General features: G+C 59.4%; 9 protein-coding genes and 1 pseudogene. 9 read left to right on the plus strand and 1 reads right to left on the minus strand.

Translation table 11 applies throughout. From position 1 onward, the window contains the following. Position 1 precedes the first annotated feature (1 nt). The 9 genes and pseudogenes from AC56KL_RS09080 to AC56KL_RS09120 all read left to right on the plus strand — a co-directional run. Positions 2–2,386, plus strand: a complete 2,385-nt coding sequence (locus AC56KL_RS09080; RefSeq protein WP_497179823.1) for a DNA polymerase II — start codon at positions 2–4, stop codon at positions 2,384–2,386. Between the two features lie 64 nt (positions 2,387–2,450). Continuing rightward, entirely contained in the window at positions 2,451–2,948 is a 498-nt protein-coding gene (locus AC56KL_RS09085) for a GAF domain-containing protein (RefSeq protein ID WP_497179824.1), read from the plus strand. Continuing rightward, complete coding sequence (locus AC56KL_RS09090; protein ID WP_497179825.1) at positions 2,941–3,357, plus strand: ANTAR domain-containing protein; 417 nt, start codon at positions 2,941–2,943, stop codon at positions 3,355–3,357. The genes AC56KL_RS09085 and AC56KL_RS09090 overlap by 8 nt, the downstream gene beginning before the upstream one ends. 493 nt (positions 3,358–3,850) lie before the next feature. Continuing rightward, positions 3,851–4,147, plus strand: coding sequence for a hypothetical protein (locus AC56KL_RS09095; protein ID WP_497179826.1), 297 nt, complete (start codon positions 3,851–3,853; stop codon positions 4,145–4,147). A 325-nt stretch (positions 4,148–4,472) separates the two neighbouring features. After that, positions 4,473–4,877 (plus strand): hypothetical protein, encoded by a 405-nt coding sequence (locus tag AC56KL_RS09100; protein ID WP_497179827.1) that lies wholly within the window; start codon positions 4,473–4,475, stop codon positions 4,875–4,877. A gap of 66 nt (positions 4,878–4,943) precedes the next feature. Next, positions 4,944–5,957 (plus strand): hypothetical protein, encoded by a 1,014-nt coding sequence (locus AC56KL_RS09105; protein WP_497179828.1) that lies wholly within the window; start codon positions 4,944–4,946, stop codon positions 5,955–5,957. A gap of 522 nt (positions 5,958–6,479) precedes the next feature. Next, positions 6,480–7,010: a hypothetical protein gene (locus AC56KL_RS09110; RefSeq protein WP_497179829.1), complete on the plus strand. Its 531-nt coding sequence runs from the start codon at positions 6,480–6,482 to the stop codon at positions 7,008–7,010. A 603-nt stretch (positions 7,011–7,613) separates the two neighbouring features. Next, on the plus strand, positions 7,614–9,344 hold the full coding sequence (locus AC56KL_RS09115) for a hypothetical protein (protein ID WP_497179830.1): 1,731 nt from the start codon (positions 7,614–7,616) through the stop codon (positions 9,342–9,344). 155 nt (positions 9,345–9,499) lie between these two features. Then, positions 9,500–10,295, plus strand: a pseudogene (locus AC56KL_RS09120) (IS5 family transposase); the annotation flags it as partial. A 12-nt stretch (positions 10,296–10,307) separates the two neighbouring features. Here the strand turns inward: AC56KL_RS09120 and AC56KL_RS09125 are convergent. Beyond that, on the minus strand, positions 10,308–11,813 hold the full coding sequence (locus AC56KL_RS09125) for a tripartite tricarboxylate transporter permease (protein WP_497179831.1): 1,506 nt from the start codon (positions 11,811–11,813) through the stop codon (positions 10,308–10,310). Positions 11,814–11,816: the final 3 nt, after the last annotated feature.

Raw genomic sequence — 11,816 nt, forward strand, 5'->3', positions numbered from 1 at the left:
GATGGATTCGACACCCCTGCAGGGCTTCCTGCTGACCCGCCACTGGCGCGACACGGATATAGGAGGCAAGGCCGCCACCGAAGTCGAGTTCTGGATCGCCACGCCGGCCGGTCCGCGCCGGGTGCGCCTGCCGCCGCAGGCGCCGGTCGCCTTCCTGCCGCTCGAACAGCGGGCCGCCGCGGAACTGGTGCTGCACGGCGAACAGCGCGGCTGGGAGCTGCGCGAACTGTCGCTGTGCGACTTCCGGCACCGCCCGGTGCTGGGCCTGTACTGCCGCCACTACCGCCAGCTGCTGCGCCTGGAAAAGCGCCTGCGCGAGTTCGGGGTAGACGTTTACGAGGCCGACGTACGCCCGCCCGAGCGCTACCTGATGGAGCGCTTCATCACCGCGCCGGTGCTGGTGCACGGCAGGCCGGATCCGGACGATCCCTGCCTGCTCCTCGACGCCTGGCTCAGGCCGGACGGCAACTACCGTCCGCAGCTGCGCATGGTCTCGCTCGACATCGAGACCAACCAGCACGGCGAGCTGTATTGCATCGGCCTGGAGGGCTGCGGCCAGCGCCATGTCTACATGCTGGGCGAGCCGAACGGCGCCGGGCGCGACCTCGACTTCGTGCTCGAATACTGTGCCAGCCGCGCCGAACTGCTCGACCGGTTGGAGGAATGGGTGCGCGCGCACGATCCGGACGCCATCATCGGCTGGAACGTGGTGCAGTTCGACCTGCGCATGCTGGTGCAGGCGGCCGAACGCCTCGGCCGCCCCTTGCGCCTGGGCCGCGACGGCAGCCCCATCGAGACGCGCGAGCACGGGCGTTCGGAACACTTCTTCGTGTCGATCGCGGGACGCCTGGTCATCGACGGCATCGAAGCGCTGCGCTCGGCCAGCTACAGCTTTTCCTCGTTCAGCCTGGAGTCGGTATCCCAGGCCCTGCTGGGCGAAGGCAAGGCGATCGACAATCCCTACAGCCGGATGGACGAGATCAACCGCATGTTCGCCCAGGACAAGCCGGCGCTCGCCTACTACAACATCAAGGACTGCGAACTCGTCAACCGCATCTTCGAAAAGACGGGCTTGACCAGCTTCCTGCTCGAGCGCGCCAGCGTCACCGGCCTGCCGGTGGACCGCAGCGGCGGCTCGGTGGCGGCCTTCGAGCACCGCTACATGCCGCTCATGCACCGCCAGGGCTTCGTGGCGCCCAACATCGGCGACGTGGCGGCCGGCGACAGTCCGGGCGGCTTCGTGATGGATTCACGCTCCGGCCTGTACGACTCGGTGGTGGTGCTCGACTACAAGAGCCTGTATCCATCCATCATCCGTAGCTTCCTGATCGACCCGGTCGGCCTGGTGGCCGGCCTGGCCGAGCCGGAAGACAGCACCGTGCCCGGTTTCCGCGGCGCGCGCTTTTCGCGCACGCGCCATTGCCTGCCCGGCATCGTCCGCCAGGTCTGGGAAGGACGCGAGGCGGCCAAGCGCGAGCGCAATGCGCCGCTGTCCCAATCGCTCAAGATCATCATGAACGCCTTCTACGGCGTGTTGGGCACCACGGTCTGCCGCTTCTTCGATCCGCGCCTGGCCTCGTCGATCACGATGCGCGGACACGAGATCATGCACCGCACCCGCGCGCTGATCGAAGCGCAGGGCTACGCGGTGATCTACGGCGACACCGACTCGACCTTCGTCTGGCTGGGCGGGCCGCACTCGCAGGAACAGGCCGAGCGCATCGGCCAGGCGCTGGTCGAGACGGTCAATGGCTGGTGGCGCACGCACCTGCGCAGCGAATACGGCCTCGAGTCCAGCCTGGAACTGGAATTCGACACCCACTATGCACGCTTCCTGATGCCCACCGTGCGCGGCTCCGACGAAGGCAGCAAGAAGCGCTATGCCGGCCTGGTGCTGCACCCGGACGGCGGCGAGGAGGTGGTGTACAAGGGACTGGAAACGGTGCGCACCGACTGGTCGCCGCTGGCCCAGGGCTTCCAGCAGGAGCTCTACCTGCGCATCTTCAAGCGCCAGCCCTTCGAGGCCTGGGTGGCGGATTACGTGGCGCGCACGCTGCGCGGGGAGCTCGACGAGCTGCTGGTCTACCGCAAGCGCCTGCGCCGCCCGCTCGGCGAATACGAACGCAACGTGCCGCCGCACGTGCGCGCGGCAAAAATGGCCGATGCCTTCCACACGGGCCAGGGACGCCCGCCCCAGTACCGCAGGGGCGGCTGGATCCGCTACGTGATGACCACGGCCGGACCGGAGCCGCTGGAGCTGCGCCGCGCGCCGATCGACTACGAGCACTACCTGACGAAACAGTTGGAGCCGATCGCCGACGCCATCCTGCCGTTCGTCGGCGACAGCTTCGCGCGCCTGACGAGTCCGCAGGGCGACCTGTTCTGAGGGGCTGTTCTGCGGGTAGAATGGCCGCTTTCCCCGCTGACGCGATGCCTGCACACGACACCCGATGATCTCCGCCCCGCTACCCGAGAACGAAGAAGAACGGCTCGCACTGCTGCGCGAGCTGCTGTTGCTGGACACGTCGCCGGAAGAACGGCTCGACAGGATCGTCGAATTCGCGGCCGGCGAGTTCGATGTGCCGATCTGCCTGATCAGCCTGGTCGACAGCAATCGCCAGTGGTTCAAGGCGCGCATCGGCCTGGATGCATGCGAGACCCCGCGCGACGTCTCGTTCTGCGCGCATGCCCTGCACGGCGACGACATCCTCATGATTCCCGATGCGCTGCTCGATCCGCGCTTCCACGACAATCCGCTGGTGCTGGGTGCGCCGCACATCCGCTTCTACGCGGGCGCGCCGCTGGTGTGCAGGGACCGGCTGGCGATTGGCACGCTGTGCCTGATCGACACCCGCCCGCGCAGCCTCGATACGGTGGAACAGGCGATCCTGAGGAGCCTGCGCGACCTGGCCGTCCTCGAACTGACGCAAGCGGCCAGCGATGCATAACCCTGCTGCATTCGATATCCTGCTGGTCGAGCCGGCCCACCTGCTGCGCCGCACCGTCTCGCTGACGGTGCGCAGCCTGGGTGCGGCCGAGATCACGGAAGCGGCCGCCTATCCGCTGGCGCACCAGCTGTGCGAGCGGCACGCCTTCGATGCGGCGGTGGTCGCCGTGGAATGGCCGCAGCCGCTCGATGCCTGCCGCGGGCTGACCCTGATCCAGCAGCTCCGGTCGGGCGAATCGGCCAGCGCGGCATCGATTCCGATCGCGGTGCTGGTCGAGTCCTGCGATGCCGAGCTGCTGCAGGTGCTGCGCGCCTGCGGCGTGGCGCGCATCCTGATCAAGCCCTTCCGCGTGCGTGACGTGATCGACACGATCGACCGCATGAAACCGGTGGTCGGGCTGCCTGCCTGAGCGGCGCAGCCCGACCGCGCTGTTAGAGCACCTCACGAAACCCTCTCGTTGCTGATCAAGCAACAGCCGGGTACACTGAGCCGTGGCGACCGTCCGCTATCGGCCAGAAGCGGACGTTGCTCGACCCATCTTTCTCTCAATACATAGCCTTCTAGACCTGCTAGCACGCAGCTGTAAAGTACATCTTCATCATCGGCTTTCAGTAATGATTGGCTGTAGTACTTTGCGATTTCCTGGCAGTATGGCTCGCGCAATCTCGGCACGTCCAATCCCACACACCCGTATCGCGGCCTAAGTTTCGGTAGGGAAGACGCCACTGCGGCCTCATCAAAAGGGTCCCAGCCTTCACCGGACACGCGCAAAGCTGATTTCCCAACGTGCATGGTGTTGACAGGAGAATCGGCAATTGTTGCAATATGGAACGAAATATTGCTTTCCGTATTCAAGAACCCGCTGCTATAGTTCAGCTAAGTCAACAACTAACGGTGTAATTATGATTGCAGATTGGGTAGAGCAGGTACGTGTTTGCTCGTTGGACTTCGGTTGGAAGGTCATCCCTAACCAGTCGTCCACCGAAGACTTAGTGATTGGCTTTGGAGGTGAGGAACATGGAATTGCTTACGCTCTCAGAAAGACATCAAAAGGGTGGTTAAACGTGCACTTTTGGTACTCTACAACCTATAAATCCGATGCCGTGTATTCACTGCGCACTGCAGGCGAGGTCGCTGTTTTTATTGCACTGTTGCGTGACACATATGCAATTCGCTCGCGCAGAAGGATTGGGAAGTGATGACGCAGTCACCTGACGTGGTGGACTTTGCCAATGCGGAGCGACGGTGCGGACAATGCGTCGTCTTGACTGATGATCCTCGCAGCGTTGCAGCAATGCTGGCGGGTCGCGGCGACCGGCGTACTTCGCTATACGATCGTTTCGTTGATCAGGTCGCTCGAGCTGATCCTTTGGCGGACATCGTTGACGTGTCCGCTAAATATTCGCAGTTCGTGTGGTCAGCTTATCTGGCTACATGGCGATTGCCGCATCGCTGGCGTCTTAAAGCTTCCTGGATATTGATCCGCCTCCGCACGTTTTTCCTTACGACTAACCAAAGCTGACGATGGAATTGGAATCCGACTATAGTTGGGGTGGTAGCGTAGGCAAGCCGTTGCGGGACGGTGATGCAGACGTTTGGACGGGCAGCAAAATGTCCTGTCTCTACTTTGACAAGAAATTGAACTCCCAGTATGCGTACACCGACTATCCGTGCTGTGTCACATTTCGTCCAGGCGAAATCGAAATCTCGTATGTTGACGATCCTGAACTGGAGTCGCGGCACGGGAATTTGGCAGTATATAAAGGGAAGGACCTGGGGGACGGTCACTACTATCTCTGGAATGGCAAGAACGGTGCCAAAAAAGGGAATGCACGAATGCATTTGGCGCGTTCAAACGTTCTAGAAGGGTCATGGGAAGAAAACGCCAGTCGGGGCATGTGGATGATCACCCTGAAACGTGGCTGGTAGGCATCGGCTTTTCCAGGAGGAAATAGCTAGAATCGATTTAGTAGGGTTCGCCGAAATGGGAAATGTATGAAAAGCCAAAAGAAACTTAGAACGGAGGCGACCTTTAGAGCCGACCGGCTGCGGCGGAAGAATTTCAGTTTTGCAGGAGACGTGGTAATCGACGGCGCTGTCACTATCAAAGGGGAAATGTTTGTCGGCGGCGATCTCACTGTCACCGGGGAATGCAACATTGAGTGTCTGGTCTGTTTAGGGACTGTAAAAATAGATGGCAATCTGCACATCAATATCATGCATTTTCACGGAATGTTCTCGTGCAGCGGTGACGTTCGCGGTGATAAAATTTATCGCTATGCAGAGCACGAGGACATGAAGTTTCTTTTCGAAGACTCCGCTCCAGGCGAAGCTATTCTTGCTGCCGCATTCGATCATAGAGAAGAATCCGGTTATTTTCCCTACAATCCAATTGAGATTAAGGGGATGCTCGATCTGTACACGCTTGAAGCACGGGGCGACGGTGACGTAGAGGTAGGTGGAGACTGCGACTTACTCGATGCTGATATATCGGGAGGTCTTTCGGTATCCGGTAACTTAAATGCACAGCGTGTACAGATATCGAGTCACCTGTATACAGCTGGACAAGTTTCGATATCCACGCTGTACGCTTCTAGCGCTTCGTGTAGACGCTCATGTAGAGCGAACACAATCAGAACCGAATTCGATTTGGAAGTTGGTCACTCGCTCGTCGTAGTTGGGGATGTCTCTGCAGGAGGCCACATCAAGGCAGAATCGCGCATTCAAGTGCGAGGTGCGCTGGTAGCGGGAAAAAGCATTCAGACTGCATCTTCCATCTTCGCATCAAAGAAGATTGAAGTGGGTGAGGGTTACGGCATCTACGCTGGGTTGAATGTTCCTCAGCGGCTAACGGAAGCTCACGGTTTCGTCGCAACGCGTGAGAAACCTAAAGCTTTGCGGTCGGGTTTTTACGTAAAAGGAAAGCGATTTAAAACACTGACCGAGAGTCAATGTATTAGCTGGCCGGCCGACGACGGCAGCGACGGACTGGATCCGTTTTTTTATTGAAAATGTCTGTCGCTCAAATTAGGCGAAGCCCTCGCGAGTCATGCTAGTGGTTCCGAACGACGAGGCAGGCCCATGAGGGCTCGAAGTAGTCGACCGCGTAGAACATCAATCAAAATCGCTGGACCGAACGCTTTTTGCATTTCTGCTTTGGGTCGATAGCAGCCAGGCTTGCCAATGCAGACGTCTGCACCAACGTGTCGACCCAGAATCCCAAAATGAGCCTGCCGGCTCAGCTGCCTGTCTCAGCTGTAGATAACCTCTGACCGACAGCTCAGCCCGCTCCGCCTAAGATGTCCCTGATCGGCACCGTATTCATCTGGAAGCATGCAAAGATGCGCCGGAACTTAAGACGGTCGTTCAGGACAACCATTAACGGGGCCGGCTTCGGCCAGGAACGGATGTGGAATTGTGGTCAGCGACTTGAAGCATTACGAGAGAGTGCTTCTCTAGAACGAGGTAACGATGTCTTGCATATCAATCGAAGTGAATGGCAGAAGCATCGCGACCATCAGCCTCGCGGGGATGGACGTTGTGGATGTATCTGTTCATGGCGCACTTGATCGAGAACAAAAGGCAATGTTGAGCGCAATGGGCGGTAACTATTCCGAGGGTGGCTGCGGTCATTTGATCTGGATTGCTGAACGTGGCTTGTTTCCAGGCGACGTTTTAAGCGTAAGGTTGAGTGAGGCATGCGACCTTGCTACCCAAAGTAAAACTATTGCCGAGCTTTATCCTGAAGAAAGGCCGTCGACCAAGTCCGACTTCTCCATTAACGACGAAATGGCAGAGGAATTACGTGCTCGTCCTCGATTGCACGAAGGGTTTGTTGTTCAGGTCGAAACTTCATTAGCCCAAGAAGCAAGAGCAACAAGTGACGACCTTAACACTGACTTTAAGTTCAGCTTTTTGTGGGACCGATTTCGGCCGGATCAGGTACGCGTACGGTTGGCGACATACTGTCTCGACGATATACTCGCCAGAACCGGCGGTAGAGAACATCTAAAAACCATACTGTCCATCGGGGACAACGTCACATTTTCAGTTTTGCAATAAGAAAATCCGCTTGGAATGTCTGCAATGGGTCGACTGCTGCCGTACAATGACCGGCCGAGCACGGCCAAGAGCAGACTTCTAGAATCAATAAGGAGGTAACAGTGCTGACGCTAACAATCATGGCACTTCTCCTGATAATTTTCGTTGGAATCCCGAACCAAATTATCGATTACAAGCATCGCAAAAGAAAAGCATATGGACACGGCAATGCATGGGCTTACTAATCGAGCCTCAGCAAGGAAGGTAGTTGGGAAGGGCGATTTATGATGTGGTCGGGCTACCGTGGAATCTAGTTCGTAATTGCGACGCTCTGCTACACCTTCTATGCATTGGTAGCGTAAGCGCCTGTGCAGACAAAGGCCGCTTAGGGGCGGGCCGATCCCTTGTGCCAGTCTGCGATTTTTCGATCCTGGCGACCTGCTATGCTGAGCGCAACGGCTGGGTTCGGCCAGGAGCGGTCATTCATCTGCCAGGACATGCGCTGTTCCGATCAGGCACCTGAGATTTGGCGATGTTCGGCACTGCCTGGCGAAGCTGCTCGGCCCGCTGGTGCGGAACGATCCGCATCACATTTTCTTTCCTAATCAGTCTTGGGCTCGCCAAATGAGGCATTTCCTGTTGTTGTTCTTCAGTTTCATTCGCCGTTATGTCTTGCTGTTCATCGGGATTGTGCTCATGCTTGTGTGCGGAGGATGGGTTCATGACGAGTGGCGGCAAGTGCGCAGCTTTATCGACGAGTTGCCGTTGCTTGAGCGCGCAGAGAGAAACGTCAACCTCTACAAGTCGACGTTGAGCTCCACGATTGTTCTTGAAACGCAGCGACTGGCGGCGATGCCGCTGGACCGTTTGGACGCAGAGATTCGGTCTCTTGACAGCGTCATCCTGCGTCTTGAGCAGACGCAGGATGACTTGTCCATTGTATCGGTTCTCCACAATGGCGTAGACGCACTACCTGCGCGGCTGGAGCGGGCAGCGCTCCATGGAATCGAACTCGATTTACGGCGCCAGCAACGTGCTTATCTTGCCGCATCGCGCGCTCGTCTCGATGTCGTACTACACCGCGAAAAGGCCGGGCGTAATCTTGAAAATCTCCGTCTCGCTTATCTACGTGCGTTCACGGAGCAAGAAGAGGCAAAAAGCAAACTTCGGCGCGCCCTGGCGGATCGTCGATGGATCGATCGCGTGTACTCTGGCTCGGCCGTCAACATCCTGGTGCGTGAACGTGAGGCGGAGGTTTCCACTCTAAAAACACACGCTGATGCAGCGTTGGCGAGCTTTCGCAAGCAGAAGCAACTGGTCGACCAGTTGCCTAAAGCGCCAGCCGTTGCACAGCTGCTAATCGATGAACAACGCTTAATTGCTGCTGCCATACCGCTCCATCAGCGGGCAGCACGCGCCAGAACTCTCGCCGCGCGAAGTCTCGCGTGGCAAGGTTACCAAGCCGTGAAGCCAGTACTTGGTACGGCTATCTGGTTGCTCGTGGCCTGGCTGGTGGTGCCATTTGCCATCCGGTCCGTCTTTTACTTTCTGCTGGCACCTCTGGCCGCACGCGCGCGTCCGATCGTCATTGCGAGGACGCAGGAGAGCGAAGCGTTCAGTTTTGGTACGCCTGACTCGATCGACAAGGGGAGCCCGCTGATCTCCGCCGTGTCGAAACGAGTCGTTCTTGAGCCTGGAGATGAAATGATGATCCGACCAGCTTACTGCCAGAGCCAGCCCGAGCACGTCGACGTCAGGACAAAAGTACTTTTTGACTGGTCATATTGGCTGCCGAGTATTGCCGCGCACTTATGGATGTTAAATCGATTATCAACACACCGGCCGGCTGACATTGTGATCTCGTCGACTGTCAATGCGCTTGAGGAAGTCGCGTTGCTGGAGATCCCCGCCGGGGCGTCCTTCGTCCTGCAGGTACGCGGTATGATCGGCGTGGTGTACCAGCGCGGACGACGGCCCAAGATATGCAGCCACTGGAAGCTGAGAACATTGCATGCGTGGATGACACTTCAACTGCGCTACCTGTCGTTCGAAGGCCCCTGCACCTTGATCGTGAAAGGCTGCCGCGGCGTCCGGCTCGAGAATGTCGCGGCCGGGCGTACAATCAGCCAGGACGCGACTCTCGGGTTCAGCACCAACACCGTCTACTCCACCGTTCGAGCGAAGCCGTTTCTTCCGTACATTCTCGGAAAACGCGCTCTGTTGAACGACAGATTCGTAGGAGAAAATGCGTTTTGCCTTTATGAAGAGATCCCAAGGAGCGGCGACCCGGTTCACCAAAATCGTAACCCTTTGGAAGCCTTATTCGATGCGGGCCTGAAAGCTTTTGGGATCTGATGCCGCTGCCCCGGGTGCCCCAACGTAGAAAACTGAGATTACGGTGTTCGTGAACATTTCTTGAGCGGTTAGGTCTGCTTTAGGTCGATAGCGGACGGGCGCTGGTCCAGTCAGAGCACTAACATGGCGTCCGTGTCCGTAGACGAACTGATGCCATGGCCCGTGCACTTCTTACCGAAGACCTGTGGTGGCTAAAAGCAGCTTATCTTCCGACCCGGCGCCCATCGCCGAAAGGCGGCCGCCCGCGCATCGATGATCGTGCGGCCCCGACTGGAATCCTGTTTGTTCTCAAGACTGGAATACCGTGGGAGTACTTGCCGCGTGAACTCAACTGCGGCAGTGGCATGACATGCTGGCGTCGCCTTCATGAATGAATGCTGGCCGGCGTTTGGCAGCGTATCCACGAGGTGATTCTTTGACGGCTCCGCGAGCACGACCAGATCATATGGAGTCGTGCTTGCGTTGACGCTCCAAGCGTACCGGAACCTGTCCGGGGCGAGCACACAGGCCGAAACCCAACCGATCGCGGCAAACCCGGAAGCAAACACCATTTGCTGGCCAATGAGCGTGGGCTTCCACTGGTAGCTTGGAACCCGGGCCCAAGTACACGACTCGCGTTTCCTCTTCCCGTTGGTAGAGTCAATCGCGGCAGTGAAAGGCTTGGCTGGCCGTGCCCGCAAACATCAAGCTAAGTTGCATGCTGACCGAGCGTATGCTTTGAGAGCCCATCGCGCTTGACTGCGCAGTCGCGGCATCGCCGCTCGTATCGGGCGCGACGGTGTAGCGTCGTGCGAAAAGCTTGGACGGTGGCATCGGCTCGTCGAGCGAACCTTGGCTTGCCTGCACCGCTTACGCAGATCGTGCATCCGGTACGAGCGGCGAGCAGACATCCATCAGGTATTCCCGTCGTTTGCCTGCTCGCTCTTCTGTTGGCGGTATGTCGAGAGGTTTCGTTCGGCGTTTTTAATCTTCCTCATGGAAGGCTTCTTCGCGCTTCTTGCGCAGGGCCGGCAGCAGCACCACGACCAGGCACAGGGCCGCCATGCCCAGCAGGGTGGCGCTGATGGGGCGGGTGATGAAGACGGTCGGGTCGCTATGCGACAGCAGCAGCGCGCGGCGCAGGTGTTCTTCCATCATCGGCCCGATGATGTAGCCGAGCAGCATGGGCGCCGGTTCGGCCCCGAGCTTGGCGCAGATGTAGCCGAACAGCCCGAACAGCGCCATCAGGTAGACGTCGAACTGGTTGTTGTTCAGGCTGAACACGCCGATCGAGCAGAACATCAGGATCGCCGGGAACAGGCGGTGGTAGGGCACCATGATCATCTTAATCCACAGGCCGATCATCGGCAGGTTCAGCACGACCAGGAACAGGTTGCCGAACCACATCGAGACGATCAGGCCCCAGAACAGGGCCGGCTGCTCGGTCATGACAGCGGGACCCGGCTGGATGCCCTGGATGATCATGGCGCCGATCATCAGGGCCATCACCGGGTTCGAGGGAATGCCCAGCGTGAGCATCGGGATGAACGAGGTCTGGGCGCCGGCATTGTTGGCCGCTTCCGGCGCCGCCACGCCTTCGATCGCGCCCTTGCCGAACTGGGCGGCGTTGGGGGAGATCTTCTTCTCGATCGAATACGCCGAGAACGAGGCCAGCATGGCGCCGCCGCCAGGCAGGATGCCCAGGGCCGAGCCGAGCGCGGTGCCGCGCAGCACCGGGGCCACGATGCGCTTCAGGTCTTCCTTGGTCGGCATCAGGCCGGTGACCTTCTTCATCATGAGGCTGCGGTCTTCGTCGTGCTCGAGGTTGCGGATGATCTCGCCGATGCCGAACATGCCCATCGCGACGATCACGAAGTTGATGCCGTCCGCCAGGTCCGGCATGTCGAAGGTGTAGCGCTGGGCGCCCGAGTTGACGTCGGTGCCGATCAGGCCGAGCAGCAGGCCGAGCAGCACCATGCCGATGGCGTTGAGCAGCGAGCCGCTGGCCAGCACCACGGCGGCCACCAGGCCCAGCACCATCAGGGAAAAGTATTCCGCCGAGCCGAACTTGAGCGCGAGTTCCGCCAGCGGCGGCGCGAACAGGGCCAGCAGGACCGTGGCGACGCTGCCGGCGAAGAAGGAGGCGAGGGCGGCGGTGGCCAGGGCCTTGCCGGCATGGCCCTGGCGCGCCATCTGGTGGCCGTCGAGGGCGGTGACGACCGAGGACGATTCGCCTGGCAGGTTGACCAGGATGGCCGTCGTCGAGCCGCCGTACTGCGCGCCGTAGTAAATGCCGGACAACATGATCAGCGAGGAAGTCGGCGGCAGGCCGAAGGTGGCCGGCAGCAGCATCGCGATGGTGGCGATCGGGCCCAGGCCGGGCAGCACGCCGACGGCGGTGCCCACGAACACGCCGACCAGGCAGTAGAACAGGTTGGTGAGGGTGAAGGCCGTTTCCAGGCCGAGTCCGAGGTTGGCGATGATTTCCATGGT

This window comes from Telluria sp. ZB4P34 (assembly GCF_059686055.1).

Bases quoted from the DNA above. Each gene is read 5' to 3' on its own strand.
- AC56KL_RS09105 (WP_497179828.1), top strand. From the start codon at position 4,944: ATGAAAAGCCAAAAGAAACTTAGAACGGAGGCGACCTTTAGAGCCGAC.
- AC56KL_RS09090 (WP_497179825.1), top strand. From the start codon at position 2,941: ATGCATAACCCTGCTGCATTCGATATCCTGCTGGTCGAGCCGGCCCAC.
- AC56KL_RS09095 (WP_497179826.1), top strand. From the start codon at position 3,851: ATGATTGCAGATTGGGTAGAGCAGGTACGTGTTTGCTCGTTGGACTTC.
- AC56KL_RS09115 (WP_497179830.1), top strand. From the start codon at position 7,614: ATGAGGCATTTCCTGTTGTTGTTCTTCAGTTTCATTCGCCGTTATGTC.
- AC56KL_RS09125 (WP_497179831.1), bottom strand. From the start codon at position 11,813: ATGGAAATCATCGCCAACCTCGGACTCGGCCTGGAAACGGCCTTCACC.
- AC56KL_RS09100 (WP_497179827.1), top strand. From the start codon at position 4,473: ATGGAATTGGAATCCGACTATAGTTGGGGTGGTAGCGTAGGCAAGCCG.
- AC56KL_RS09080 (WP_497179823.1), top strand. From the start codon at position 2: ATGGATTCGACACCCCTGCAGGGCTTCCTGCTGACCCGCCACTGGCGC.
- AC56KL_RS09085 (WP_497179824.1), top strand. From the start codon at position 2,451: ATGATCTCCGCCCCGCTACCCGAGAACGAAGAAGAACGGCTCGCACTG.
- AC56KL_RS09110 (WP_497179829.1), top strand. From the start codon at position 6,480: ATGGACGTTGTGGATGTATCTGTTCATGGCGCACTTGATCGAGAACAA.